This window comes from Bremerella alba (assembly GCF_013618625.1).
Lineage (GTDB): Bacteria > Planctomycetota > Planctomycetia > Pirellulales > Pirellulaceae > Bremerella > Bremerella alba.
Genome location: NZ_JABRWO010000017.1, coordinates 18,007 through 44,746, shown reverse-complemented (window position 1 = coordinate 44,746; position 26,740 = coordinate 18,007). Strand labels below are relative to the sequence as shown.

The following is a 26,740-nucleotide window of genomic DNA, read 5'->3' as shown; positions in this document are numbered from 1 at the left end:
GCCACATTTCTCCGCGTATTGTGTTCCTAGATACGATTATCGGTAAAACCTGTCCACCCCGATCGATAGAAACCACATTTTTGCGCAGGACTTCTGCCAGATCGCATCGCTAGCAAAGCCAGCAGGCAGGGTCGTGTCAATCGAGACGCCGTTCCCTATAATTGAAAGACGTTCCCGAACCCATTTTGCGTCTTTTACCAATGATTGAGAGACCATGTCTGATACGACTGCCCTGTATAACGAAGGCGAAAAGCTTCGAGACGAAGGGAAATACGAAGAAGCCGTTGATAAATTCAAGGCCGTTTTGTCCGAGAAGCCTGAGCATGTCCTTTCGCATCTGGCCTTGGCGGTGACCTACGGGAATCTGAACAATTTCGACGACGCGTGCTATCACGCCGAGATGGTTTGCCAGCTAGAACCGACCGATCCGTTCAACTTTACGGCTCTGAGTGTCACCTACCAAAAGGCCTACGAGGCCACCCGCGATCCGAAGTTCATCGAGAAAGCCGAGCAGGCCAAGCACCATTCGGACAGCTCACGCGGCGGGATGTAGTTCCCTAGACTAGCCGTCAATCTGAATGCCAGCGTCGTCGATGTGGTACGGAATGATTTCGTCCGTCGCGGCGCTGCCTCGGTGTTTGTTGATATACATGGCCCGGCGAATCTTCGTGCCGTCGAGAATCTTGCCCATGTAGATCACCGTGTTCGCGCCGCTGATCAAATCCCCTTCGTCCAGGTTCCGCGAGATCAGATGCTCGAGCATCGCCTCTTTCGAGGTCTGTAGCATCATGCAGCCAATCGACTCGCTCGCATAGCTATGCTTCTCGGCTGCCTCGCTATTTTTACGAAACGCTTGACGGAAAAGATCGCGGGCAACCCACATCGGATCTTTCCGCAGTACCTGGTGATAGACGTACTCGAACAGTTCAATCTGAATCGACTCGGCCGGGACATCAACCGGTTCCAGGCCATCGATCACCACTCGGCGGCAGCCCCGGGTGAAGTTGCCGTACAGATAGCCAATGGTGGTCGCCAGCTTTTCGTTGATCTGCTTCTGCCAATGCCCTAACTCGTCCCAATCCATTTCGCGGCGCGAGACGCGTTTGCCTTGGTAGTCGAAGACATGCAGCATCTCGCCGTGGGTGAGATCCGACTCGAAGAAGTTATCGAGATCAGGCAGCTTATGCGAATCAGCTTCGACCGGCGTCCAGCCGAACATTCGCTCGGCGTATTCGACATGGCTCTGCGAGTCTCCTCGCGTGCTCATGTCGAAGAAGATCCCGTTGTGGTTGTCGGTATCCTTTCCGGCATGGGCAAAGTGAACGCCCATTTGCGTTTTGCCGATCCCGGTTGCGCCGATCACCAGCGTGAGCGTTCCAGGAATCAGACCACCGCCCAGGTGTTCGTCGAGCTTAGCAATACCGGTTGTTTGTCGTGGTGTAGGCATAACGTAGGGTCCGCTAAGCGGGCGCGAAATCGGAGTGGAAAACCTATAACCTACCAACCAGATTTCGGTCCGCACAGCGGACCCTTGCCAGCCAACGGCTGAGCCTACTTCGACCCGATCAGTCCCTTCGCGTTGGTCTTCACGCGGCAGAGATACATGTCGGCCGTCATATAAAGCATGCCGTCCGGGCCAAACGCACAGTTGGCGGTGCGTTCGCCGGTGCTGATTCGACCCAGCAGCTTGCCTTCGGCATTGAAGACCAGCACACCACCAGGGCCGGTTGCCCAGACGTTGCCGTCGGTGTCGACCTTCAGGCCATCGCTGCCGCCGGGACGTTTTCCTTTCCACTGGGCGGCGTCGTAGAACATCTTACTTTCGCCCAGCGTGCTATCGTCGTTCACGGGGAAAGCTTTCCAGTGGCACTCTTGCGAGTCGGCCACATACAGCGTTTTTTCGTCCGGAGAGAAAGCGATCCCGTTCGGTCGAGGGCACTCTTTGGTCAGCAGCGTCAATTGACCCTCTTTGGAAAACCGATAGACGCCGCAATAGTCGAGATCGGCATCCTTTCCGTTCAATCCGCCTGGCAGGCCGTACGGAGGATCGGTGAAGTAGAGATCGCCGTTAGAGTGATACACCAAATCGTTAGGGCTGTTGAGCCGCTTCCCTTCGAAGTGCGAGACCAACACCTTGCGTTCGCCATCGACCATCTGCGTGATGTTGCGATCGCCGTGGCAGCACATCGTCAGGTGGCCTTCCGGCGAAATCGCCAGGCCATTGGTGCCCGGCTCGCGCCCTTCAAACTTGGGCATCCCGGTGTACCCGGCAGGCTGCATGAAGACGTCAGTCCCCTGCCCAGGCTTGAATTTCACGATGCGGTTATTGGGAATATCGCTGAACAGCAGAAACCCCTTCGGCATCCAAACAGGCCCTTCCGACCACTCGAACCCATCGGCCAACACTTCGACCTTAGCGTCGGTCGCAACCAGCTGATCGAACGCCGGATCGAGCCGCTCGATCTCGCCAATGGTCTTCTTCACATCATCAGCCACAGCCGTGCCAACGATCGCCGCGCAAGTTAGCAGAGTCAGCGCAAGGGAGGAAAAACGCATGGGGGTAACTCCGAGTATTAGAAGTTTCAATTGGGTGAGGCAGGTCGAGGAATGTTTATCCTAACTTGCCAGAAGACGTGAGGCAATTCGTTGAAAGTTGATTGCCTAAGCCACAGCTGATTGGCTAGACTGAGCGCATTACAACTTTTGAATCCGCTCTGTGGAATCAGACGGTATCATCTTCCGGATCGAACCGGCTACCAAGTCCAATGGAAACAACCAAACCCGCAACCGAAACAGTCGAAGCCCAGCCAACGGGGCAGCGGTTCCGCTTTTCCATTCTTACCATCTTTCTTATCACGGCGATTGTCGGGCTTGCCTTGGCGTATAGCCAATCTCGCAGCCAGCTGTTGGATGTCCGCGATGAGTTGACACAGACCCGCAAAACCTACGAGTTATTAAACGTCACGGACGACTCCCAGATCTACGTTCGGCCGTTACGCGTGCCTGCCGAAAAGATGTGGCAGTGGCGAGTTTACTTGCCGGAGGGAGCCCAGTACCAAATCAAATACGACTACAACAGCATCCCTCCTAAGGACCCTAAGCCTACAACCAGAACCAGTCTTACTCTTTCACCTGGGCATTATGTCATCACGCAAATGTTTGCAAACGAGCCAGACCATCACATTGCGAAGTGGAGGTCAACCCTATCGGCAATCGGACCCCACGCGAATACTCGCGTGGTGAGCCGACTAATGCGAAACGATGTTCGTTGGCTCGATGCGAAAGTGATTGGTGAGGACGGACGTTTTCTAAGACATGTACTAACCAGCGACGAAGATGGCACGTCGGGAGAACGCGTGACGTTTCGGATCACTCCAGAAGTGCCCTCTCTTTCTGCCTTGCATTATTCTCAAATAGAATGCGCCGCAGATCAGCCGGTAGAACTGTTACGTTGGGAAGTTTTGGACTATGAACCGGAACGTCAAAGCGATCTCGATTTTCATCTGCCGTTCGAGATCTTTCGGCTGTGGATCGAACGCGAGCCTCCGCCGAAGCCATCACCTTAACGCTTACTGCCGTAGCTCATTGCCACTTGCCAGACTCGGCTGGGACCGGCTGCAATGTGTCGGTCGATAGGTCGACATCTTCTTCAATAGCTTCTTTCGGAAACGCCCAGTGAGCCGTGATGCCTGCGGCGATACTGGCAAACGCGATGGTGACGGCCATTGGGATCGCCGTTCCATTGGCCGTTAAGCCGATCACCAACGCGGCAATCGTACCGAAGAAGAACTGACACGCACCCATCATGGCGGCGGCTGTACCGGATATCTTGCCGTGGGCTTCCAAGGCCATCACGCCGCACAGGGGCAAGATGAAACCGATCGACATGATGATCACAAACAGCAACGCCGATAGCAGCACCACGTTCATTTCGCCTGCCATCTCGAGCGATAGAAGCGTTACGGCCGCCAACATATAAGTAGCCAAGGCGGTGCGGATGATGGTCTCGGCGCGGAAACGCCCCAGCAGCCGCGGACCACTCTGAGCACCAATCATCAGGCCCACCGCGTTGGATGCAAAAATAACACTGTAAAGCGTCGGCGAGACGCCATGGATGTTAATAAACACGAAGGACGAACCGGTCAGGTAGGCGTAGATGCCTGCCTGGGCCAGGGCCATGGTGGCCACGTACGGCATATATTGTCGGCTGAAAAGGAGCATGCCGTAATTGCGTATCGCAGCAACTGGGTGGCTCGATGTCCGCTGCTCTGGCAAGCGGGTCTCTGGCATGAGCGTCAGCACGAGTACGATACAGCCCAAGCCGAATAACGCGAGAAATACAAAGATCCAACGCCACGAAGCGAACAGCAAAATAGTCGACCCCAACAGAGGCCCCAAGATCGGGGCCAGGCCGAGCACCAGCATCATCATGCCCACCAACTTCGCGGCGGTAGGTCCGGTGTACAGATCGCGCACCACGGCCATTCCAATCACGCGACCGATCGAACCCCCGAGCCCTTGAATGAACCGCAGCGTTAACAGCTGTTCGCCGTTTTGGACAAACGCACAGCCCAGCGACGCGGCCGCAAACAACAGCATTCCGGCGATGATCATCGGCTTGCGCCCGATGCGATCGGAGACCGGGCCAAGGAATAATTGTCCGATCATCAGCCCGGCCAGAAAGGTCATCAGGCTGAATTGTCCGACCCCTTCGCTGATGCCTAACTCGGCAGTGATCTGCGGCATCCCCGGCAGGTAAAGATCGATGGCCAAGGGACCAACGGCCCCCAGGATTCCCAAGATGGGAGCGATCAGCCAAGGATGAATTTTCCGCGAAGTCATGGTGCGTCCTGCGAATGAAAATCAGTACGTCAAAATTTTTCACTTGATTGTGAATATTGGAAACGATATCGTTTCTTAAATGGAACATTACTCGTCCTCTTCTTTGAAGTCAACGTTTATGACGAAACCCGCATCCTCGGAACAAGAGAAGGCCAAACCTGGCCGTCCCCCTGTTTACACCGAGAAAGAACGCTGTCAGCGTCTGTTAAGGGCGGCGGAAGAGGTGTTCACCACGACAGGCTACGGCGCGGCGACCATGGAGGAAATCGCGAAATCGGCGGGGATGTCCAAGAAGACACTCTATGCCAAATATCCCGACAAGGAGCATCTGTTTGCTGCCATGGTGGGCGGCTTGTGGGATTCTCCGTGGGAGAACGACCAACCCGCACCAAGCGAAGATGCCAAGGCCGAGCTTCGAAGGCGGCTACATGCGATGGTCCAGTTCATCATGACGACGCGGCAAGTACGCCTGACGCGGCTGTTAATCTCGGAAGCCGAACGAACGCCGAAGCTGGCCCGCGATTTTCATGAACGCGTGATCTCGAAAGCCCGGCGTTACTTGGCCGAAGCGGTCGAGCGAGCCCGAGACGAAGGAATCGGCCCCCAAGTGGAAGACATCGAGCAAATGACCACGACGCTGCTGGGGGCAGCCCTGGCACGTAATCACTTGGGAGCCCTCTTCGACCGCACTCCCAAGGCAACCAAAAAACAATTGGAACACCAAGTCGAGACAGCTTTGCGGTTGTTGGGCTACTAATCATACCGTGTCGCGCTAGGCGGCACGTGTGTCAGGCGATTCGACTTGAAGTGATTAGGCACCATAACCTTCGCTGCAAAATCTGCAAAAAAGGGTGCAAGGCATAACAATTGCTTGATATGTTGAATCTTATTGACTTGACGTTCCCTCCCTATTGCCAGGCAGGCCCATGCCAATTCTTCCAGCCGCTCCGCTTCCGGCCTCTTCGTCGTCGGGTCCTCAGATTGAAACGCACGATGTTGCACCGCGCGGGCTGCTGCGTTCTGCGGCACATGCTGCCTATAATTCGATCGCGTTTTTGACTTCGTTCATATTTCATTTTGCCCTGGTGGTTTTTCTGGCGATGTTCACACTCGTCGGCCCCTCTCAGCCGCCGCAATTGCTGACGGTGATCGAGCCGGACATGACCGAAGACCTGGAAATGTTTGAAATCGAACTCGATCAATCGAATGAGATTTCAACGGAAATGGCCGAGGCATCCATGCCTGTTTCCGAAATGGGAATGGGGGGCCTGGTCGCTGCGTCGTTGTCGGCCCCCGTGCTGCAGGAGCAAGCGATTGATCCCACGGAAACGGTCGATGTTCAACTGAGCGACATCGCCATGATCTCGAAAGACACCGATTCGCTCATTCAAGAGATCCCCTCGGGGACCATTGGCTCGGCTCAGGAAGTCGTTTCCGACTACCAGGAAGCGATGGACCAAATCGCCCAGGAGCTGATTTGGATGCTCTCGAAAAATAAGGTCTTAGTGATTTGGCTATTCGATCAGTCGGAAAGCATGAAGGATGACCAACAAATCATTCGCGGGCGAATTTCACGCGTGTACCAGGAGATCGGCCTGACCGAAGAAGGGCAGGGCGACATGCTGACGACCGCGATCACCAGCTATGGTCAAGGTTTCCAATTGTTGACGCCTGCACCAACTGCGGTGCTCAGCGAGATTCAAAGCGCGATCGACAAAATTCAGGTCGATACTTCCGGCGAAGAGATGAGTTGCTCTGCCATCATGGAAGCATTAGCCCAACACAAAAAGTACGCCAACATCGCCGATCGCAAGATCGCCATGATTTTGGTTTCCGACGAAAGTGGCAACCCGGGCGACAATCAGTCGCAGCTTGAAAACGTCATCAAGACGGCTCAGCAAATGGACTGTCGATTGTTCGTGATGGGCCGCGAGGCCATGTTCGGCTATCCCCATGCTCACTATCAGTGGCGGCATCCTTTCGATGGTGAAATGCATTTGCTGAAAATCGACCGAGGCCCGGAAACGGCTTTCGTCGAACAACTTCAGACCGACGGCTACGGCAAACGCTGGGATGCCATGACGGCTGGCTTTGGACCGTACGAACAAGTTCGCATGGCCAAGGAAACAGGCGGGCGGTTTTTCATGCTTCCGGGGCAGGAAGACAAAATTCACCGCGTGACCGATCGCAAGTTTGATCCGAAAACGATGGACTATTTCCGACCTGACTTACGACCCCGGGCCGAGCAGGTCGCCGAGATCAAAGGAGACCCGCTCAAGAGCCTGGTGACGAAGGTCGTGTATGACCTGAACCCCTTTCAAGAGGATCGGGCCAACGTCCTGACCATTCGCCACTGGTACAGCCGCAATCCGCAAGAGATGGCCAATCAGGTTCGCAAGGAGCAATCCGAGGTCATCCCCTACGGGCGATATCTCGACGAAGCGATTAAGGTCATGGAAAAGAACGTGGAGCTTCGCGACAACTCGGTCTCTATTCGCTGGCAAGCCAACTTCGACCTAATTCTCGGACAGCTTTATGCCTATCGCTGTCGCGCCTACGAGTATGGCGTGAGCAGCGAGCTGTTTCTGAAAAACCCCACGCCACCTAACCCCGATCGAGCAGAATACCTGGAGTTTCGCGGCTGGGAACTGCGGACACGGAAGGAACTGGTCGCCGCCGATAAAACGCAGGCCGATGCCGATCGTGCGAAGCAGTTGCTCACCTTTGTCACCCAAGAGTATCAGGGAACCCCATGGGCAACCCGAGCTGCCTGGGAAGTCAAGCGAGGCTTTGGCTCGACGCTGGTGCCGTATTACTTCGACGTCCGCCGCCGCAAGAGCGACCAAAAGGTGCCCATTCCTAAGCTTTAGTAGTGTGCTGGCAGTTGTGTCGTTACACTATGCCCCATGAACACCACCGACCAGGCCACCACGAATCCTTCACCACGACCATTGCGATTCTCGATCCTCGCTCTACTAGGGCTGATGACGGTTTGTGCACTGTTTGTTGCCTTATTTGCCATGATTGGCGAACGGGCAAAATGGAAAGCGCAAACGGTAACGCTACGCGAGGAACTGCGGCAACTTCGCCAAGCGAATCAGTTGCTTAACGTCGTTGATCCCCGCAAGATCTACGTTTGCGCGATGGTAAGTCCTTTCGAGCGGATGGGACGCTGGCGGGTTCATCTGCCAGAAGGGAGGGACTATCGGGTGAAGTACGATTGGAAGGATCTTCCTCCTGATCGCGATCCAACGAATAAGTACCACCCAGTCTCAGGGATCAAGTTGCCGCCTGGGACTTACACCATTTCTCAAACGTTTCAGTTCACGCCTTCCCAAAATAAGAGCCAATGGCGCATCTGCATCACGGCCAGTAAGCCGGGCCATGGCGGAAGAATTCGTCATGGCCTTCCGGTGAATGCCCCGAGCTGGCTCGTCGCGAACAACGTGGGCAGAAACCAGTTTGAGCTGCCGCCGTTGTCGGAAGGGGAAACGCCGCAGCGAATCTCGTTTCGCACTTCCGGGCCGGTCCTGAATACGCCGCAATCGGAATTTGATTTCGACGAACAGGTATCGCTGGTCACTTACGAAGCTTACGACCCTAGTTCTCCCAGTCAAACTTCCGGAAAGCTGCTGCCGCAGGAAGTCTTTCACCTCTGGATTGAAAAAGAACCGCAGCAGCCGTAAACTCAGGCATAAAAACAGGGAGCCATTTCGCGCTCCCTGTTCTTCTGAATTCAATTTGCTTGGCTCGGCTTACGAGCGGATCATTTCCTTGACGGTCATGCCGCTCGGGATCATCGGCAGCACCTGTTCCTGATAAGGAACCTGAACGTCGAGCACGTACGGGCCATCGTAGGCGATCATCTCTTCCAGGGCTGGAAGCAGGTCCTTCTTGGCCCGGATGGTTGCCCCGCCGCAGCCGTAGCCTTTGGCGATCTGGACGAAGTTCGGGTAGGTCTCTTTCGGGTAGATGTCTTCACCCTTGCCGTACCATTCTTCGTGGTGAATCGGGCCCAGGTAAGTATGGGCTCGGTTACCGGACATGAAGCGGTCTTCCCACTGCACCACCATGCCAAGATGCTGATTGTTGAGCAGCAGCACTTTCACCGGCAGGTTTTCGCAGTAGCAGGTTGCCAGTTCCTGGATATTCATCTGGAAACTGCCGTCCCCTTCGATGTCGATACACAACGCATCGGGGTTCGCTGCCTGGGCGCCCATGGCCGCTGGAAGACCGAAGCCCATCGTGCCCAATCCGCTGCTCGACATCCACGTGCGTGGCTTTTTGAACTGGTAGAACTGAGCCGCCCACATCTGGTGCTGGCCGACGCCTACCGAGATGATCGTTTCGCGTTCTTGGGTGATCCGCGAAAGTTCAGCGATGGCGTGCTGCTGCAAGATGCCGTCGAAGTCCTTGTTGTAGGTCAGCGGATCGGTCTTTTTCATGTCTTGACAGTGGGCGACCCAATCGGAAATATCTTCCGGGGCTTCGACCACTTCGTTCAGCATTTTCAGGGCTGGCTTCAAATCGCTAACGACCGGGATGTGGGCGATCTTGTTCTTGTTGAGCTCGCCTGGGTCGATATCGATATGGACGATCTTGGCGTCCTTGGCAAACTCGGTGAGCTTGCCGGTCACGCGGTCGTCGAAGCGAACGCCCAGACCGATCAAAAGATCGCACTCGCTCACGGCCAGGTTGGCGTAAACGGTGCCGTGCATGCCGAGCATGTCGAGCGACAGTGGATCGGAATTCGGCAGCACGCCTAATCCCATCACGGTCATCGTGGTCGGAATGCCGGTCTTCTTAACCAGTTCTCGCAGTTCCTGGGAAGCTTCCGAAGTGATGATACCACCACCGGCGTAGATGATCGGACGCTTGGCACGCTTGATCGCGGCGGCAACCTGACGGATTTGTTCCGGCTTGGCAATCCGCGAAGAGATGTTGTAGCCAGGCAGGTCCATTTCGCAGTCCCAATCGGGCACCGTTTGTTCGAGCTGGACGTCTTTCGGGATGTCGATCAGCACAGGGCCAGGCCGACCGGTCGTGGCGATGTGAAAGGCTTCCTTCATGATCCGACACAGGTCTTTGATGTCGGTCACCAGGTAATGGTGCTTGGTAATGCCACGACAAACTTCGACGATCGGCGTTTCCTGGAACGCGTCGCTACCGATGACGGCACGCGGAACCTGGGCACTGATGGCGATCAGCGGGATGCTGTCGAGCTTGGCATCGGCGATGGCCGTCACGAGATTCGTCGCACCAGGACCACTCGTGGCCATGGCGGCACCGACCTTACCGGTCGAACGAGCCACGCCCTGGGCAGCGAAAGCGCCCCCTTGTTCGTGACGAGGAAGGATCGTGCGGATCTTGTCTTTGTAACGCGTCAGGGCCTGATGCAACGGCATGCTGCAACCGCCGGGATAAGCGAAGAGTACTTCTACGCCATGTCGTACCAGCGATTCGATCATAATGTCGGCGCCTAGCATGACTTGGTTTTGCGTAGATTTTTCAGTCGAAGTACTCACAGATTTTCTCCGGTGATTGAAAACAGAATCCTTTTGAACCCAATCCAGGTGCAAACCGCTGCACGCGCTATGGATTGCCTGAATCCCTTTTATCAGAGGCCCTATGCCCATAGACGGAGTCAGGGGACATTAGTCCAAGCTATAAGGATAGGCATTAACGGCTCAAGGTTCAACCGAATCAGAAAGTTTTCGCCTACGGAAAACCACCAAAACAGGGTGTTTAGGGGGTCTTGGGTGGGAAGATTAATGATCGATTGCGCGGATCTTTACGATTAGCAGAAATAAAGGACCTGTGAGGTATCCCCACCAAGGTGGTCGAATGGCCTGGAATAGGGCAGCGTAACATGGCTGTTCCCCTCGCCCCCTTACCCGCACAGAGAGGGTTAGGGTGAGGGGGCATCCGGCTTGTTGGTAGCGCATGCGCGAATGACGTTCCCGAACGATTCGGAACGTGTTCTTGTGGTCTTTGTTAAATGTTGTTCAGAATTCCCTCGCCCTAGCCCTCTCCCTTCGAGGGAGAGGGGGGCAAGAGATGAGAACCCTGTTCTGCCGTAGGGTGCTGAGCAGCGCAGCGAATCGCACCTTGCACAACGTTGTCGCGTTGCCATTTGATGGAGACCGCATTTGGTGCGATACGTTCCGCTTCGCGTCTCTGCTCGCACCCTACCCAAGATTGAGGGGCGGGTTGTCAGGGTGGGCCGCGTTCTTTGGCTAGATACTGGTTCGGTTTAACATCGGCGGGGGCCATGCTCACGTCTTTGTGGGCGTGTTTTTCTTCTGAACGACTTACCTGTTCGATCCAGTACAGAAGATCGAACTCCTGGACTGCGACATGAGGTCTTGCCTTTGGCAGATTCTCGCCGGGCAAGTGTTCTTCGTACGAAGGGGGCACTTCCGCGGCGCCATGCTCGAATCGCAGGCCTTCGATCTTCGCCTGCTTTAAACGGATCTCTTCCTGCAGTTGCAGATTGAACATCTTCGTGTGGTAAAAGGTCCACGCTAAGAAGCGATCTCGATCGCGCGTGCGCGGTTCTTCGAACAGATGCGTTCGCCAACGGAGTTTCCGCTGGCGCCAGGTCTCTGTGTTTTGCTCGCGTGGTGGTCGGGTAACCGTCCGCGCTGGCTTCGTCTTTTTTCGACTCGGCAGCGGGGGCGGATCTTCGGCCGGGATCTCGTAGGCGTCGATCTCAGGATCGATCGGCACGGTCAGATAATCGGCTAGGAAGCCGGGGTCATCGGACTCTAGATATTGGGCGTAAAGTGCTTCCTGCTTGGCCTTTTCGGACTGGTTGTAGGCCTCCCAGGCGGCTTCTTTAAGGGCGTCTTGCCGACGAGCGATTTCATCCCAGGGGGATGAAAGGTCCGGTTGCGGTAGGACGAAGTGTTTCGACTCGGTCGGTTGCCAAGGGGGCTCGTCGGCTGGCTCTTCTTGGGCCGGATTGTTATTGACTGATTCGTTATCGACTGGCTCCTCAGGAGGCTCATCGGCCAGGATGGCCAGGACTTCTCCGCAGCAGGGGCACAGCAGTCGGTTGCCATCGATCACGGCAACCTGCGAACCGTGCGCGGAGGCGCTCGGTTCGTGTTTTTCAGGTTTTTCGTGGTGATGGGACATAACGGTGCTCTTGTGTGGTGTTGGGTTTTGTAGGGCCCCGCGCGAACGCGGGTCGCGAAGCGGGTACCAGGCGTCCGACCCGCGACACGCGGGCCCTACGGTTTGCTGCTTGTTTAGCAGCGAACTGGGGTACTGTTTTCGTATGCCTACAAAGAAAATAGGCACGGTGCCGGGGAAGCGTCCCCTGGGCATGCTTTAGATATATCAGCCTGGTGTAGCATATGTATAGTGCTCAAATGAAAATTTTTTAAGATTCGCGCGGGCGTGGGTTATTAAGCAGATTTCAGGCGGCCGACCCGCGCCCGCGTGGGGCCTTACGGATCGAGACTTGCTTGGATGTTGAGATCGCCGGTTAGTCTGCCAGGCGATATCTTAGAATGCACCACAAGGCGGACGAACCGTCTTTCCAGCCAATTTTGTTGCTTGCCGACCAATCTTGGGCGTTGTAGGTCACCGGACGTTCGACGAAGCGATAGTTTCGCTTGGCGAGTTTGGCGGTAATTTCAGGCTCGATGCCGAAGCGGTTCTCTTGCAGTTCGACCTGTTGAATGACATTGCGGGGGAACGCTTTCAAGGCGGTCTGCATGTCGGTCAGGTGCAGCCCGGTCAAGCAGTTGGAAATGCACGTCAGCGTTTGATTGCCCAACTGCCGAACCCAAGACGTCTGCTTGGCGGCGGTGTCTTGGTTCATGAATCGAGACCCGTACGCGACATCCGCTTCGCCGGTCACGATGGGGCGAATGACCTGGACAAGATCTTGCGGGTCGTATTCCAGGTCGGCATCTTGAATGACGACCACGTCACCGGTCACTTCCGGTATTGCCGTGCGAATCGCTGCGCCTTTGCCCTGGTTTTGGGGGTGATAGAAGATCTTCAAATCGCAGAAGTGGGCCAGTCGGGCCAGCACGTCGCGGGTACCATCGGTGCTGCCGTCGTCGACGATGGCAATCTCGGTACGAAAGGGCAACTGCATGAGTCGCTGGATTACGGTCGCGATCGTCCCTTCTTCGTTGTAAACCGGCACAATCACCGAAAGTCGGAAGTCGTGGGGAAGGGGATAGTCGACGTCGGTCGTCGCGTCCAATGCTGATAGAACGTCTTCGGAAAGTTGTTCTGCATCGGCGAGCCGAAATTCGTAGGGTGCCAAGTCGAGCGGGTGATCGTCGATTGGTTCCCAGGTCGATGCTCCGCAATTTGGCGTTAGTAAAGTGGTACTCATGGTTGCCCTCGTGAGGTTGGCGTGCCGTTGGCACGGGCCAGTTGCGATGATGGGTGGTTGTCGCCGTCATGCGGAGGTATCGCAGGCCAGGCAACGTAGCCAATTTGTTCAGCGTCAGAAATACTGCGCTGTTGTGGGGCAAGGTATTCGGGAGACTTCGGCTCGTTGAACAAGTCGCTGCGTCCCCAGATTTGTGCCAAAGAATCTTGGTACAGAAGCGTCCATCCAGCGACGTCTTCCATCACGTGTTCGGAGTGAGGTTGGCCGCGATCCAGGAGCACTAACTTGGGGTCTCCTTCGAGCAGTGCGGCTGTGGGATCGACCGGGCCTGCGATTTTGCGATGGCGCATCCCGGGGGCATCACCTAAGATGAAATCGAAATGACGATCGACGACCGATTGCGGATAGCAGGTGCGAAATCGCCCGTCGAACTGAACCGTTGAGTCGCCTTCACCACAACGAGCGGCAATGAAATACTGCGCCCAGTTATAGGAGACGATCGTTTTTCCGTGCACGTTATGCTTGTCGAGGAACTCGAGCGCCGACACGGGATAAGTATTGCGGTACACCGGCATCACACTCAGGCGATGAAACAGTGGAATGGCAAACAAGATTCCAACAAGCACGACGACACCCCAGGCGACCGCCGGGTGAGGGCTTCGCTCGGCATCGCCATTTCGCTGGGTGACGCGGTTCCAGGCACTCACCACATGTGGTGTCACCCAGAACCCGCACAGCATCGCCAGAAACGGTGCGTGACGTTGGTGCATGACTGCCTGAGTGGCGACCAGGGTTAGGACCACCAACTGAGTGAAGTCGAGCGGTTTGCGGGAAAAGGTGAGCGACAATACCATGACGCTTACCATGGCAATGAACGCAATGCTGAACATGTCGAGCGAATAAAGCGGATGCCATTCGGTGATTTCGGGGCGTGGCTCGCGCAGCGCTTCCAGCATCCATTGATGAAGGCCGAAGCTATAGGGATTAATTAGCGTGGCCAGCAGCGTGACGACAATCATGAGCATCAACCGGCGGAGCATGCCAGAGGCTTGCCACTTGCGCATCGTGGCCGCTTCGATCATGCGGCACACCAGGTAGACGCAAAGCACGCCCACGCCAGCCATAAAGCCGCCGTGCGTGTTGGTCCACAGGAAGCACAGCGGGACGGCCAGCCACATCAGCTTCACCCAGCGGTGATTCCAGCTGAAAGCCTCGGCGGATTCACCTCGGCGAAGGGTCGTCAGCCAAGGCAAATTCCAGTGCCCCTGCCATCCGGTAAACGCAAATTCGATCAGCAGCAACAGCAGGGCGAAGAACCCGAAGCTAAACAACTGCGGGCGGACGTTCCAGTGGTTGGTTAAGTTCACGGCGATCAGTAGAGCGACCACCACGACCGGCAGTGGATTTTTGGCGAAGTCCTTGGTCTTCCAAAAGGGAACCAGGCAAATCGCCAGGCCAAGCAGTGTTTTGAGGACCAGAAGACCGGCCGGGCCGATTGTGTCGACGCCGATTGCCAGGGCCAGTTCGCTCAGATTCTCGTGATTGATCCAGCGGTATCCGTTGGCGGTATAGCTGTAGGTGGTTGTGCGGGCCAAGCCTTCGCGGAGGGCATCGCGTCCGTATTGAACGTGACCCCACAAATCGGGATCGGCGCTATTGGGGCTCACGGCAATCGCGGCGGCCAACATGGTGGCGGCAACAATAGCCCAGGCCGACCAAGGACGTGGCTCAGAGACGTTCAGATTGGGAGACGATTCTTGCACGGTATCAGAGGACCCAATGGTTCGCAGTAGACAGACCCATTGGTCAACCATAGGTTGCAAAAGATGCACGCCGGTTGTTGAAGCAAGCCAGAATGGACAAATGCTGGGCTTAGCCGCTGTGGCTGCCGTCGGCAAAATCGTAACTACCGCGCCAAACCTACTTGAGGTGGACGCTAGACGATTTGCTCTTGGTCCTGCGTCGGTCGGATCACGATCCGGGCAACTTTCAGGCTGGTTGGTTCATACAGAAGGCGGCGGACGAGGTTGCGGAAGAGCGTATCGAGGCAAACTTCGGCCGCGAAACGACTGATGCCGGTGCCGATCAGAGGGAACGCGATCGACTCGATGCCGAGCGTTGTGGCGTTGTAGAGACAGTTCGAGACGATCTCTGAGATCAAGTCGCGGCTAGGGGTCACGCCGGTGACTTCACTACGAGTGACCGAGTGAAACACGTATAACGCTGGTAGTTCGCTACCGGGCGTGACCACGACACGCCCAGGCGGAACGCGGTGAATGCCTAAGCGGCGCACGTCGAACTCGATCAGCGGCCCGCCTGCTTCGCTGACCGCTTTGGCCAGACCCATGTCGAGCGACAGCCGACAATCGGTCGAGCTGACGATTGCGTCGACGTGTTGTTTGGTGACATCACCGCACACGATCTCTAGGCGGCGGCCATTGGGTAGGTAGTACGGATCGGGACGGATGAACTTTTCGGGCTTGTGGATGTAGTCTTCTTTTTGATCCTCGAACATCGCGCGAAACGATTGGAGGATCTTACTCTCGCTGAACTGCCACGGCGAAACGCTCTCGGCCGGATCACGCAGCTGCATAAGGATTTCGTCGAACGATTGGAACCGGTCACGCGGATTTTTGGCGAGACATCGCTCGACGATATCGTTCACGCGATCGGAAATGTTGGGGTTGTGGGTCTTGGGGGGAACGATCGGTTCCATCTTGTGTTTGAATAAGATACTGAAGGCCGTCTCTCCGACGAACGGAGGCTGCCCGGTGATTGCGTGGTAAAACGTTCCGCCGAATGCGTAGATATCACTTCGCACGTCAACATTGCGGGGATCTTCCGCTTGCTCGGGAGCCATGTAGAGGGGAGTTCCCATCATGTTTCCCGAGATGGAAAAGTCGGTCGACGAGATGCCACTTCGAGCCAATCCAAAGTCGGCCACCAACGCATAGCCATCGCGGTCGATCAAGATGTTCGAGGGCTTCACGTCGCGATGGGTCACCCCCAGCTTGGCTGCGGCGTTCATGCCTTCGCAGACCTGCTGCATCCACTGGAGGATCTTTTCTTCGGGGAGTCGCTCGGGGCTCTCTTTGATGATTTGTTTCAGATCGATGCCGTCGATCCATTCCATGACGATTAGGGGCGAGCCTTGGGGAAGGACCGAGAAATCGTAGACTGAAACGACATGTGGCGAGCGGATTCGGGCCAGTAGTTTGGCTTCGCGAATGAAGCGATCGGTGGATGCTTCGGGACGCATCAGTTTAATCGCCGCCAATCGATCGAGCGTGCGGTGGCGGGCACGATAGACGGTGCCCATGCCACCTTGGGCGATGAGTTCCAGAAACTGGTACTCGCCTGCCTGGAGCCCGATCACTTCGTTGGGATGGGATTGGCAGTCCTGCAGGGCTTCCCACAAGTGCTGAGTGTGAGGCGCGCCATGGGATGACGTTTGATCTAACGAGAAGTTCGTGTGCGTATCGCGCGAGGAGGAACCCGATCCGCGGGTTTCTCCGAGTTCTTCTGCGATGCGCTCGAAGACGTTTTCGATGAGGGGTTGGAATTCGGGAAAGTGGCTGCTGTAATAGGCTTTGCTCGCTTCGAGCCCGCGTTTCTGGCGTTCGCATAGGTCGAGCATGACCAACTGACGAAACAGATCGAAACGCTCGTCGGGTGAGACACGGGAAATAAAATCCCCCAGGTCCGGCGGGGTATCCGCGGCCCAACGCTCGACGAATTCTTGATACAAAGGGAACCAGACTCCCCTCGTGGTATCGTCTTTCATGATGGATGAGCGACAAGGTTACGTCGCTTGCTATTAGCTCAAAAGCGGGGGTATCTTATCAGCAGACACCAATTTGTTACAAGAATCAACGGATTGTCCCCTCATTTGCTCATCAAATTTGGAAATCGGGTCGTTTTCTCATGAGTTCGGCAAACAGCGACAACTTGGATGTTCATTCTGGACATCAGGTCTACACGCCGAAGCTGCTGCGGTGGTACGACCTGTTGGTGCATGGGATATCGAATCGCTGGTTTTGGGGCTGTCCGACGCAGTTGCTGGAAGCATGGTTCGATGAGCACGCGACCGACAATCATCTCGATATTGGGGTCGGGACAGGATTCTTTCCCGATCGCTGCTCGGTGTTTTCAGCAGATGCTCGTATCGGCCTGTTCGATGCAAATCTCGACTGCCTGACTGCGGCAGAGAAGCGATTAGCGCGTTTTCAACCGGAAGTGATTCAGGCCAATCTGGCCGATCCACTTGTGACGCTAACTGAGCCTTTTACGTCGGTATCGCTCATGTATGTGTTGCACTGCCTACCAGGAGAGCAGGCGTTTCGGCAACGTGTGCTGCAGCATGCAAGTTCTGCGCTGGTGGCAAATGGAACGCTCTTTGGTGCCACAATATTAGGGAAGCCAAGTCCGCGATCGTGGTTGGGACGGCATGTGATGGCCTCTTACAACCGCCAAGGAATTTTCGGCAACGAGCACGATACGCAGGCATCGTTGAAGGTGGTTCTTGAGACCTGCTTGGTGGACGTCGCAATCGAGCAGGTTGGCTCGGTGGCGTTGTTCGCAGGGCGGAAGAACTAGGGTGCTTCAAGAAACGCATCACGCGGTTTGGTATTCAGCCAGAACCGGCGATCTGCCTGCATGCCGATTTTGTCGCCAGCGAATGTATCGGCTTCGCGATCATCTTGGAAACGTCCCGCCGGTGACTCGATGACGAGTCTCACGCTGCGGGACGTGTCGGTCTTGGTAACAAAAGCACGTGCCACGGCAAACGAGAAACGCTGACCCGGATAGATGGGGGCACCGGTAGTCTGGAGAGACCATTTTTCGAGTTGGACGGGAACGAATAGATCGTCGGACGCTTGGGTGTCGACGAACTTTCGCCACGGCTCCGGCAGGTGATTGACCGCGTGCCGAGAGAGGAAGAGATGCGTTCGTCCGACGTGCGAAGCATACAGTCCCCAAGCAGGCCAAGGATCGCCGAGTCCCACGATTTCAAATGTGGGGAAGATGATCACCAAAACACAGATCGCACGCGCAGCAGACAGTCGGAATGTTGCGTTAGGAGCCGTGTCGCTGGTTTCCGATGGCTGGGGAAACCCGAAGAGGAGAATGGTTTGCGTGATGAAAAAGACGTTCCAGATCAACACGCCCCAGCTATGGGAAAGGCCCACGGGACCAAGGACCAGGATCAAGCCGACATGCATCAGGCAAGCAGCAGCGATACCCAGTTTGCGAGTCCGCGGTATGAGCAGCAAGAAGAATGCAATTAGCTCAAAAATTGGAAACCCGAGTGCCAGCCACTTCCAGGATGCCAGTTGATCTTGCGACATCGGGAAGCCAGCGATGGAGCTGATTGTGAGCATGAAATCGGAGCCCAGTTCGTTGACGAACGAAGGGTCTAGCTTGGATACCGCCGAGTAGAAATAAATGCTCAGCGAAATCCAGATCGTCATTTGCCAGGCGTTTCTCGGGGGCGCTAAACCGAAAATCAAACCCAACACGGCAAACTGGTAAGCCCACGGTTGAAAGCGATGTTGATTGAGGGCAAAGCAAAGCACGAGAACCAACGACGTCGCCAGCCAAAGTTTGGGACTCATTTGCGATCGAGGGCCAAGCCACTGAATGGCGATCAACAAGGCGATCAGCGTTCCCCAGAGAATGATGTCGACTAGGCCGGGGACAGCACATAGGCCCTGGATAACAGGAACGGCCGGGAACTGTGTCTGGTCGATCCAGAGTGGATAGGTCACCCCGATCAATAGAAGTAAAAACAGGGCGACCAGCCGCTGGTAAAGAAAGAAGGCTCGATCCGCAGCGGATCGAGCCTCGATGGTTTCTTGAGAAGTCATGCTCACTCGAGATGAGGCCTTACGAATCGGAGCTTGCTGTTTCCTCTGAGTCCGTAGCCGTTTCGGTCGATTCGGCAGGCTCGTCGGCTGGCTCGGCATCACTTGACTCGGTATCGGCTGCCTCTTCGGCAGGCTTCTCAGCAGTCGCTTCTTCGGAAGATTCTTCCTTTGCTGGATCTGCTTCCGGTTTGTCTGCCGACTCGGAATCCATTGGCTCGGAATCCATTGGCTCGGAATCCATTGGCTCGGAATCCATTGGCTCGGCTTTTTCCTCGGTCGCTTCGTCTGGCTTATTGGCCGGAGTCGGCTGATCATCCGGGTTCCAGACCGGTTCGACGAACACATCTGAGTTGGAACGCAGAATGTCGATCAGCGGGAAGTTTGGAGAAATGTCTTCGTCAAATTGATTCAAGAGAGCGCGGTATTCCTTGATGGAATCCGACAGCACGTCGGCCGATGCGTCGTCACGAAGTTCTGGGTAGTCATCGTAGATCGCAATCCACTTGTCCCAGGCCTTTTCGTACAGCTCGCGGGCCTTGATCAAGTTGGCGTCTTTGTAGGCCTCGTGGGCTTCGAAGACCAAGCGGCGAGCTTCGATCGTACGATCGGTACTTTCCGAGAGGGCTCGTGTTCGCCAGTAGTTGAACGCGACGATGTCCTTTTGGCGTTCGATGACACCTTTGAGGAACTCCATCTCGCCCAAACGGTTCGCTTCACGAGAGGCCTCTAATGCGGTTTGAGACAGCTCTTTCGCTTCGGGGGAGTCAGGCTTTTCTTCCTTCAGAGCGTTGGCTTTTTCCTGGATGTACTTCACGGTTTCAATTCGCGAAACACGCAAGGAATTTTGGACCGCTTGAATCAGTTGGATCTGTTCTTCAGTACGATCTTTCTCAGGCGTATCGAGGGCTTTCTGCGTTTCTTCAGGAAGCTTAGCGATCTTCTCTTCTGAGATCTGATTGGTGTATTTGTCGTACGAGTTTTTGAAGTTGTTATTGGCTTCGTCGATTTCTTTCGCCAGACGATCCGAATCATTCAGCTTGATCGAGATGCCGTAGGTCGAGGGAACTTCGTGGTCGCCATACTCTTTCCATTCTTCATAAGCTTGGGCCCAAGCAGCCTGAGCTTTTTCGGAAATGTGCCCTTCCTTCTCGATGGCTTCCCCGAAATTCATCAGTCGTTTGGCTGGATACTGATAGAAAATCGTGGGCGACATGGCACCGATGCTGCCTAAACCATTGTCCACAACTTCGGTTGCCCATTTGTCCCATAGACGGGCCACGAGCCAGTGGTCTGGTTTATTCTCTTGCACCCCTTCAGCATCTTCAGTGACCGAGTAGGGGGTCCCTTCCAAATGCTTTTGGATTTCCTCGTGGAAGAGGTCATCCTCTGGGAAGATTTCGCGGTACTGAACTTTTTCGTCCGCGTTGCCGAACTTGTTGCCGAAGAAGTGGGCAATCGAGTTCATCATGCGGGGTTCGTTGTAGTTGTATTCGGTGCCGTCCATGTGGTAGTTGATACCACGCTTGACCCACAAGTAACGGTGCTCGTAGTTGTCGAACTCGCGGGACACGTTGTACGACAGATTCCACGCTTGGAACTCCCAAACCTTTAGCAGGTGCGGGTTCAAGTACGAGATGGTCTTGGCAGTCGCCTCCATGAGGGTGTACTGCTCGGTCATCTGGTACTCGTTGAGTTTGCTCCAGAGGAAGGTGATCGCCACACCGTCGAGACCCAATAGCGACAGCCGCATGGCTTCACTGGCCGGGTCGACTTTACCGAGTTGGGCATCCGAGATGTGATAGTCACGGCGCATTTGGGCGAGCATTCCGCCAGGTTGGTCGGAGGTCGCCGGACGGCTGATCAGCGAGACCGCGATAAGAATCACGATCATGCAAACGCCGTAGATAACTTTATGCTGAAAAGATTTATTCTTGTTCATGCCGCGATTTCTTTCGATTTCAGAAAGAAGTAACCAACCGCCACTAATGCGACCAGGAAGCCGAGAACAGTGACGAACTGTTCCGCTACGACGGCGATGGGAATGCTATATCCGTCGACTACGAAACCTTGCGTATCGAACACACTGTAATCTGGCAGCATGTTCACAAAAACGTAAATCAGAAAGGCAAAGACCATGTCGATACCTTTGACGACATCTACCCAGAAGTAATCGCCAAGTTCCGTCATGATGTTCTTCTGCGTGAATAATCGCACCATGGCTTCCGCCGGACCACCCCCGTACCATCCGGTTTTCTCGCCGAAGATAACGTTGCGGGCCAGGCCTTTCACTTCTCCAGCAATACTTCCGTAGCCCAAAGCCAGGAACGACGCCAGTAAGGCGACCGGACCGTTGAGGAAGGTGCTGAACACCAGGCCAAACGTGATGACCAGAATCACCTGGAACCAAATGCCGAGGTAGCATTTGACGTAATTCAGGGTGAAGTTGCGGTTTGCTTCCAGGATGTAGACGGTGTTCTGAGCGACACCAAAGTACTGGCCCGGCTCGACACACTGAATCCACAGTTCCAGGCGACCACCATCCTCGGTGGTGAGATCTTCCAGAAGATCCAGTTCAGGCTTGTCAGAATCGGCCTTGAAATTGGATAGCGTGCGAGGAATGTAGTGGAGGTCGGACACTTCCTTAGCGGTAAAGGGGATCGCAATACTACGAGCACCCGTTTCCGGGTTCTTGAGGTAGTAGTTTCCGCGAATCCCTTCGGTGATGATGCCTTTGTAGGTTCGGAAAACGCTTAAATTGAATTCAACGGGAAGCATCTGCTTCGTCTCGTCACCGTCGGTGACTTCGGTGAGCATGTTTTCGTTGATGTCATTGAAGCTGAAAACGGCCGCACCGAAGGTACCCCCTTCGATATAGCTGAAGTATTCCCATTCTTTACCGACGTTGATTCCGCGCGGGGCCGCGTTCTTACCACTGCGGTCGAGGAAGCGGACCGTGCCGATGTGTCGCACCCGGGCCTGGAACATGTCGGTCGGGCCATGAACGACGTATTTGTCTTCTGGGCCAGTAGATCCTTCGTTGGTGCTGATCGCATGGCGGTGTTCGTGCGTGCGGTCGGTTTCGCCATTGCCGTCGGGATAGACGGTTAGGGAATGCTTGTGACCAGCTGCTTCGGTCGTCTCGCCGATGAGTGTGCCATCTGGGCCGGAAACGAGGTTGTCGGCATTGACGTAATGCGTGTGATTAAAGCCTTGCAGGAGGAAGACATAGGAAACCAAAGCCATCGCGAAAAGAACGATGGTTCCCACGCTGACGAAACCAAACAGACGCCCCAGGAACAATTCGCTCGGCAAGACTGGTTTGGTGTAGATGGTGTAAATCGTGCGGCGTTTGATGTCGTCAGGAATACTGAAAACGCTCAGGCCGATCACCAGCAGCAGGACCAACCACTTGGGAAAGGTCAGCACGAAGGTCAGGTAGAGACGTACCGGTTGTTCGGCGCTCGGGTTGATGTACCAACCGGCAAACAATAGCACGACCATAAACAGCGCGAAGACCAGCAACGCTTTCTTGCGGATCGCTTCCTGGAATGCGAGCCAGGTCATCGCCCATACGCGTCGAGGTGATATCGAAAGCAGTTCGGGAACCGATTTAACGGCCGTACCGAACACGGCGTAGAACGCCTCGAAGGGGCCATTGCGGAATACCGACATGACAAACCCGAACACCAGACCACTGACGATCAGGATGACGAGTGCAATCAAAAAGGTAAGGAGCCCGCCGAGTTGCTGCCCCGGGATGGGAAGTAGCCACTCACTCAGCGGCTGGATAGTGTCTTCAATCCCCATGATGACTATTTCTTAATCGATGATTCGCGTGGAAGGTTGAGCCAAAGTGCGTAGGCAACGGGATTTAAGAACGGTCCGAACCGGCGCGGCGACCAGGTCGGGCTTCGCTTTCGCGGACGATATTCAGGAAGAGTTCTTCCAGCGTCGTGGTGGGGTTCTCGACCGAGATGTTCTCGGCATGTTCCCGTTCGAGGATTGCTCGGATTTCGGCCTTCGCTTCTTCGCTGACGCCTTTGGCTCGAATTTGCGTTTCATCGCTGACCTTGAGCAAGGCATCCACACGACCGAGTTCTTTCAGCTCGCCTTGGTGCAAAATGGCGATACGGTCGGCCACGTCCTGCAGGTCGGCCAGTTGGTGGCTTGTCACCAGGACCGTCTTGCCTTCGGCTTTGAGCTTCAGGATAAGGTCCTTCATCTCGCGAATACCGATTGGGTCTAAGCCGGTGGTCGGTTCGTCGAGGAAGATGAGTTCGGGGTCGTTAATCAGGGCCTGGGCCAGACCGATACGCCGGGTCATACCCTTAGAGTATTCCTTCAATTGACGTCGTTCGGCCCATTTGAGCCCCACCATCTCGATCAGTTCGTTCACTCGCTTTTGGCGAACATCGGCTGGCATGTTGAACAGCTGGCCATAGAAGTTGAGTGTTTCGCGGGCATCGAGAAACCGGTAGAGGTAAGACTCTTCCGGAAGATAGCCGATGCGTTCCTTGGTGGCGATGTTGGTCGGATCTTGCCCGAAGACCAACGCTTGACCACTTGAGGGAAAGAGCAGCCCCAGTAAAAGCTTCATCGTCGTCGATTTGCCGGAACCGTTCGGACCCAAGAGGCCGAAGATTTCGCCACGACGCACCTCCAGGTCGAGTGCTTTCAGGGCTCGTACTTTTTGGCGTCCCCAGAAATCGCGATAAACCTTGGTCAGGTTTCGCGTTTCAATAACGACTTCGTTGTTGGACGAGGATGCGGACGATTGCGGTTGAGTTTCTACCGATGCCATGGAACCTGTTTCAAGCCACGGTGGTGCTTATAGTGAAGAAGAACGGATGAGCAGTGAATAATAGCCGAGTCTTTGTACCCTACAACGTGGGCATTTCGACCCGATATCCCCTGTTTACGCAGTTCAGCCAGCTTGGTTCGGCTAGCGGTGCCTGCTTTTCCTTCTCCTTCTATGGATGAAAGAACCAAAGAGGGAAAGTCCGACTATAAATCCACCGCAGCCAAGTGACAAGGAACCAAGCTTACGTAGGATGCGGACTTCACACGATCTTCCCTTCTTAATGTCCTGTTTCTACCGCTTATAGGGGCCTGGCAGGCATTTAGGTCGTCCTCTACACCCCAATACGATCCGCTGGAATCCTTGGAGATTGATTAGGCAAGAATCCCCCAGTAGGCCTAGCGAGTGGACTGAGACTGTGTATCATAACTGGCAGCTTTGTTGGCCTATCGAGTTCTCACGCACTCCATGATCCCTTATAGAGAAGGCCCCATTAAATGAAAAGAAATGGTTTTACCCTTGTTGAATTGTTGGTGGTGATCGCCATCATCGGCATTTTGATTGCCCTGCTTTTGCCTGCGGTGCAACAAGCGCGCGAAGCCGCGCGGCGGATGCAATGCACCAATCAGTTGAAGCAGTGGATTCTCGCCACGCACAACTATCATGATACGTTCACCAAGTTCCCCACCAGTTGGCAAGATGGAACCAATCAGTGGTCTGCCCAGGCTCGCCTGCTTCCCTATATGGAACAACGAGCACTTGAAAGCGCGATTGACTACAACGTTAATTACACCGAATACCATGTCGGTGGCTCGCACGAGAACCAGGGCAAAGTGAATGGGATCGTACTTCCTTCGGTACGTATTGATACCTTGCTTTGTCCTTCGGAAGTCAAGGATACGCGGCGTTTTGATGGCTCAGACGCCTACCACTATCCGTTGAACTACGCCCTGAATATGGGCGTGTGGTACGTCTATAATGGTTCCAATGGGGGCGAAGGGGCGTTCGTCCCGAGCAAGTATTTGCGAATGGCCGATATGGTCGATGGTACCAGCAACACCATGGCACTTGCCGAAGTAAAGGCCTACACCCACTACGACCGCGATACGGCGACTTACGGTACTGCAGAGATTAATTCGTTTCCTGACATCGGTTCGTATATCGAATCGACCGTGACCACCTCGACACGTAATTCAGGCCATACCGAGTGGGTCGACGGGAAGACCCATCAAACAGGTTTCACCGCGTTTTTCCCGCCCAATACAGATTTTGATATCGGTGCAGGCCAGCCACTTCCGGCCGACTTTACCAATAACCGTGAGGACCGAAGCGGTTTGAGCTCGAATCCGACCCTCGCTGCCGTGACTGCCCGGAGCTATCACCCCGGGGTCGTTAATGTGGCGTTCATGGACGGATCGGTCTCTCGTGTCACCGATACGGTAAATTTAAGTGTTTACCGCGCGGCAGCGACCCGAAACGGTGGTGAAGTCTTGAATCGGAACGAGCTTTAAGCGGCCGTATTGAGACCGATTTTGACCCTAAAGATCAAGATCGCCACCTCGGAAACGTTCTGAGGTGGCGTTTTTAATGCTTATGTCTGCCTCATTAGACAAAATAACGTCGAAATTCGAGGCAAAATCACTCGGATTATTGCGTTCAGATGGGTATCATTCAAATACCTAGCGCGGGGGAAGATTTCTCGTTCCTCCCTAAACCCTGCCTGAGTTTTTCAAAGGTCGTCTTGAATGAAACGCCGTTCTGGTTTCACGCTCGTCGAATTACTGGTCGTTATTGCCATTATTGGCGTGTTAGTTGGGTTACTGATGCCGGCAGTGCAACAGGCGCGTGAGGCCGCGCGGCGAATGCAATGCACGAATAATTTGAAGCAGTTGATGCTGGCATGCCATTCCTATCACGACACTTACGATACGTTTCCTTCTTCCTGGAATCCCGGTGGAGAATGGTCTGGATTAGCGAGAATCCTGCCATTCATCGAGCAAGGTGCATTGGAAGCGGCAATTCAATGGGATAGCCACTACACCAATTATCAATCCAATAGTACACCCCCAGCTTCAGCTCCCAACTTGGGTTTCGCGTTGCCGTCGGTGGAACTCGACATGTTCAAATGCCCTTCGGAAGTGAATCTCCGATCGGTTGATATCGATGGCGATGGTGCTGCGGATTATTTTCCCTCGAACTATGCGATGTCGCACGGGACTTTCATGGTTTATAACGGTTCCCAATCTGGAGATGGTGCTTTCGGAGCGAATCGGTATACGCGAATTTCCGAGTTTGTCGACGGCACGAGTAATACGATAGGTTTGAGCGAGGTGAATACCTTTACCCGATTCCATTCGAGCAGTGATTTCGATGGCGACGCCACACCGTCTCAAGGCGATATATCCAACATCATTACCAGTAATGTCACGGCAACTACGAATCCTTCGGGGCATTCGGCATGGGTAAGTGGAAACGTCCATCAAACCGGTTTCACAACCATGTTTACGCCCAACGTCCTATTCCTGATTGATGGTCGCCTGTTGCCGGCAAACTTCATCAACAATACCGAAGCAGGGGCCGATCCAGACGCGCCGTGCATGGCAGCGGTAACCGCTCGTAGTTTTCATCCAGGTGTCGTCAACACAGCGTTTATCGACGGAAGTGTCAGCAAGGTCACCGAAACGGTCGACCGAAACGTTTACTGGACCATCGGGACACGCTTTGGCGGCGAGGTCTCGCTGCGGAACAAGTTGTAGTCTTCTGGCAGCCGGTTTGGGTAGGAACTTCAAAAGCCCGTTTGTACAAATTGCAATCGTTACAAACAATCACGCTAGCTCTGCCAGTATGTTTTTCGCAGGATAATTTGTAACCTGC

General features: G+C 54.9%; 20 protein-coding genes. 8 read left to right on the top strand and 12 right to left on the bottom strand.

Annotation, left to right across the window (positions count from 1 at the left end):
- The first annotated feature begins 214 nt into the window (after positions 1 to 214).
- Positions 215 to 553 (top strand): tetratricopeptide repeat protein, encoded by a 339-nt coding sequence (locus HOV93_RS23555; RefSeq protein ID WP_207399012.1) that lies wholly within the window; start codon positions 215 to 217, stop codon positions 551 to 553.
- A gap of 9 nt (positions 554 to 562) precedes the next feature.
- On the opposite strand, the gene HOV93_RS23550 is transcribed toward HOV93_RS23555, so the two are convergent.
- Both HOV93_RS23550 and HOV93_RS23545 read right to left on the bottom strand, forming a co-directional pair.
- Positions 563 to 1,447, bottom strand: coding sequence for an RAD55 family ATPase (locus HOV93_RS23550; protein ID WP_207399011.1), 885 nt, complete (start codon positions 1,445 to 1,447; stop codon positions 563 to 565).
- 104 nt (positions 1,448 to 1,551) lie between these two features.
- Positions 1,552 to 2,556: an SMP-30/gluconolactonase/LRE family protein gene (locus HOV93_RS23545; protein ID WP_207399010.1), complete on the bottom strand. Its 1,005-nt coding sequence runs from the start codon at positions 2,554 to 2,556 to the stop codon at positions 1,552 to 1,554.
- A gap of 209 nt (positions 2,557 to 2,765) precedes the next feature.
- On the opposite strand from HOV93_RS23545, the gene HOV93_RS23540 reads away from it, so the two are divergent.
- On the top strand, positions 2,766 to 3,566 hold the full coding sequence (locus tag HOV93_RS23540; RefSeq protein ID WP_207399009.1) for a hypothetical protein: 801 nt from the start codon (positions 2,766 to 2,768) through the stop codon (positions 3,564 to 3,566).
- Between the two features lie 16 nt (positions 3,567 to 3,582).
- Here HOV93_RS23540 and HOV93_RS23535 read toward each other — a convergent pair whose 3' ends face one another.
- On the bottom strand, positions 3,583 to 4,842 hold the full coding sequence (locus tag HOV93_RS23535; protein ID WP_207399008.1) for a multidrug effflux MFS transporter: 1,260 nt from the start codon (positions 4,840 to 4,842) through the stop codon (positions 3,583 to 3,585).
- 118 nt (positions 4,843 to 4,960) lie between these two features.
- On the opposite strand from HOV93_RS23535, the gene HOV93_RS23530 reads away from it, so the two are divergent.
- From HOV93_RS23530 to HOV93_RS23520, 3 genes are all read left to right on the top strand, one after another.
- Positions 4,961 to 5,599, top strand: a complete 639-nt coding sequence (locus HOV93_RS23530; protein WP_207399007.1) for a TetR/AcrR family transcriptional regulator — start codon at positions 4,961 to 4,963, stop codon at positions 5,597 to 5,599.
- A gap of 169 nt (positions 5,600 to 5,768) precedes the next feature.
- A complete protein-coding gene (locus HOV93_RS23525; RefSeq protein WP_207399006.1) occupies positions 5,769 to 7,712 on the top strand; it encodes a vWA domain-containing protein in 1,944 nt (647 codons plus the stop codon).
- A gap of 36 nt (positions 7,713 to 7,748) precedes the next feature.
- Complete coding sequence (locus HOV93_RS23520) at positions 7,749 to 8,528, top strand: hypothetical protein (RefSeq protein WP_207399005.1); 780 nt, start codon at positions 7,749 to 7,751, stop codon at positions 8,526 to 8,528.
- A gap of 69 nt (positions 8,529 to 8,597) precedes the next feature.
- Here HOV93_RS23520 and ilvB read toward each other — a convergent pair whose 3' ends face one another.
- The 5 genes from ilvB to HOV93_RS23495 form a co-directional block, all read right to left on the bottom strand.
- Positions 8,598 to 10,328, bottom strand: coding sequence for a biosynthetic-type acetolactate synthase large subunit (ilvB, locus tag HOV93_RS23515; RefSeq protein ID WP_207399029.1), 1,731 nt, complete (start codon positions 10,326 to 10,328; stop codon positions 8,598 to 8,600).
- Between the two features lie 727 nt (positions 10,329 to 11,055).
- A complete protein-coding gene (locus HOV93_RS23510) occupies positions 11,056 to 11,982 on the bottom strand; it encodes a hypothetical protein (RefSeq protein ID WP_207399004.1) in 927 nt (308 codons plus the stop codon).
- Between the two features lie 352 nt (positions 11,983 to 12,334).
- Positions 12,335 to 13,201, bottom strand: a complete 867-nt coding sequence (locus HOV93_RS23505; RefSeq protein ID WP_207399003.1) for a glycosyltransferase family 2 protein — start codon at positions 13,199 to 13,201, stop codon at positions 12,335 to 12,337.
- Entirely contained in the window at positions 13,198 to 14,964 is a 1,767-nt protein-coding gene (locus tag HOV93_RS23500; protein WP_207399002.1) for a hypothetical protein, read from the bottom strand. Before HOV93_RS23500 ends, HOV93_RS23505 begins: the two co-directional genes overlap by 4 nt.
- 173 nt (positions 14,965 to 15,137) lie before the next feature.
- The gene (locus HOV93_RS23495; protein ID WP_207399001.1) at positions 15,138 to 16,949 is read right to left on the bottom strand and encodes a serine/threonine-protein kinase; all 1,812 of its coding nucleotides are present in this window, start codon (positions 16,947 to 16,949) and stop codon (positions 15,138 to 15,140) included.
- Between the two features lie 176 nt (positions 16,950 to 17,125).
- Here HOV93_RS23495 and HOV93_RS23490 point away from each other — a divergent pair, with 176 nt between their 5' ends.
- The gene (locus tag HOV93_RS23490; RefSeq protein WP_207399000.1) at positions 17,126 to 17,797 is read left to right on the top strand and encodes a class I SAM-dependent methyltransferase; all 672 of its coding nucleotides are present in this window, start codon (positions 17,126 to 17,128) and stop codon (positions 17,795 to 17,797) included.
- Here HOV93_RS23490 and HOV93_RS23485 read toward each other — a convergent pair.
- The 4 genes from HOV93_RS23485 to HOV93_RS23470 form a co-directional block, all read right to left on the bottom strand.
- Complete coding sequence (locus tag HOV93_RS23485) at positions 17,794 to 19,068, bottom strand: MauE/DoxX family redox-associated membrane protein (RefSeq protein ID WP_207398999.1); 1,275 nt, start codon at positions 19,066 to 19,068, stop codon at positions 17,794 to 17,796. The genes HOV93_RS23490 and HOV93_RS23485 overlap by 4 nt on opposite strands.
- 19 nt (positions 19,069 to 19,087) lie before the next feature.
- The gene (locus tag HOV93_RS23480; protein ID WP_207398998.1) at positions 19,088 to 21,007 is read right to left on the bottom strand and encodes a hypothetical protein; all 1,920 of its coding nucleotides are present in this window, start codon (positions 21,005 to 21,007) and stop codon (positions 19,088 to 19,090) included.
- Complete coding sequence (locus tag HOV93_RS23475) at positions 21,004 to 22,875, bottom strand: ABC transporter permease (RefSeq protein WP_207398997.1); 1,872 nt, start codon at positions 22,873 to 22,875, stop codon at positions 21,004 to 21,006. Before HOV93_RS23475 ends, HOV93_RS23480 begins: the two co-directional genes overlap by 4 nt.
- A 64-nt stretch (positions 22,876 to 22,939) precedes the next feature.
- A complete protein-coding gene (locus tag HOV93_RS23470) occupies positions 22,940 to 23,869 on the bottom strand; it encodes an ABC transporter ATP-binding protein (RefSeq protein ID WP_207398996.1) in 930 nt (309 codons plus the stop codon).
- 494 nt (positions 23,870 to 24,363) lie between these two features.
- On the opposite strand from HOV93_RS23470, the gene HOV93_RS23465 reads away from it, so the two are divergent.
- Positions 24,364 to 25,377, top strand: a complete 1,014-nt coding sequence (locus HOV93_RS23465) for a DUF1559 domain-containing protein (protein WP_207398995.1) — start codon at positions 24,364 to 24,366, stop codon at positions 25,375 to 25,377.
- Between the two features lie 234 nt (positions 25,378 to 25,611).
- On the top strand, positions 25,612 to 26,622 hold the full coding sequence (locus HOV93_RS23460) for a DUF1559 domain-containing protein (protein ID WP_207399028.1): 1,011 nt from the start codon (positions 25,612 to 25,614) through the stop codon (positions 26,620 to 26,622).
- The last annotated feature ends 118 nt before the right edge of the window (positions 26,623 to 26,740 follow it).

Bases quoted from the DNA above. Each gene is read 5' to 3' on its own strand.
- HOV93_RS23555 (WP_207399012.1), top strand. From the start codon at position 215: ATGTCTGATACGACTGCCCTGTATAACGAAGGCGAAAAGCTTCGAGAC.
- HOV93_RS23550 (WP_207399011.1), bottom strand. From the start codon at position 1,447: ATGCCTACACCACGACAAACAACCGGTATTGCTAAGCTCGACGAACAC.
- HOV93_RS23545 (WP_207399010.1), bottom strand. From the start codon at position 2,556: ATGCGTTTTTCCTCCCTTGCGCTGACTCTGCTAACTTGCGCGGCGATC.
- HOV93_RS23540 (WP_207399009.1), top strand. From the start codon at position 2,766: ATGGAAACAACCAAACCCGCAACCGAAACAGTCGAAGCCCAGCCAACG.
- HOV93_RS23535 (WP_207399008.1), bottom strand. From the start codon at position 4,842: ATGACTTCGCGGAAAATTCATCCTTGGCTGATCGCTCCCATCTTGGGA.
- HOV93_RS23530 (WP_207399007.1), top strand. From the start codon at position 4,961: ATGACGAAACCCGCATCCTCGGAACAAGAGAAGGCCAAACCTGGCCGT.
- HOV93_RS23525 (WP_207399006.1), top strand. From the start codon at position 5,769: ATGCCAATTCTTCCAGCCGCTCCGCTTCCGGCCTCTTCGTCGTCGGGT.
- HOV93_RS23520 (WP_207399005.1), top strand. From the start codon at position 7,749: ATGAACACCACCGACCAGGCCACCACGAATCCTTCACCACGACCATTG.
- ilvB (WP_207399029.1), bottom strand. From the start codon at position 10,328: ATGCTAGGCGCCGACATTATGATCGAATCGCTGGTACGACATGGCGTA.
- HOV93_RS23510 (WP_207399004.1), bottom strand. From the start codon at position 11,982: ATGTCCCATCACCACGAAAAACCTGAAAAACACGAACCGAGCGCCTCC.
- HOV93_RS23505 (WP_207399003.1), bottom strand. From the start codon at position 13,201: ATGAGTACCACTTTACTAACGCCAAATTGCGGAGCATCGACCTGGGAA.
- HOV93_RS23490 (WP_207399000.1), top strand. From the start codon at position 17,126: ATGAGTTCGGCAAACAGCGACAACTTGGATGTTCATTCTGGACATCAG.
- HOV93_RS23485 (WP_207398999.1), bottom strand. From the start codon at position 19,068: ATGACTTCTCAAGAAACCATCGAGGCTCGATCCGCTGCGGATCGAGCC.
- HOV93_RS23480 (WP_207398998.1), bottom strand. From the start codon at position 21,007: ATGAACAAGAATAAATCTTTTCAGCATAAAGTTATCTACGGCGTTTGC.
- HOV93_RS23475 (WP_207398997.1), bottom strand. From the start codon at position 22,875: ATGGGGATTGAAGACACTATCCAGCCGCTGAGTGAGTGGCTACTTCCC.
- HOV93_RS23470 (WP_207398996.1), bottom strand. From the start codon at position 23,869: ATGGCATCGGTAGAAACTCAACCGCAATCGTCCGCATCCTCGTCCAAC.
- HOV93_RS23465 (WP_207398995.1), top strand. From the start codon at position 24,364: ATGAAAAGAAATGGTTTTACCCTTGTTGAATTGTTGGTGGTGATCGCC.
- HOV93_RS23460 (WP_207399028.1), top strand. From the start codon at position 25,612: ATGAAACGCCGTTCTGGTTTCACGCTCGTCGAATTACTGGTCGTTATT.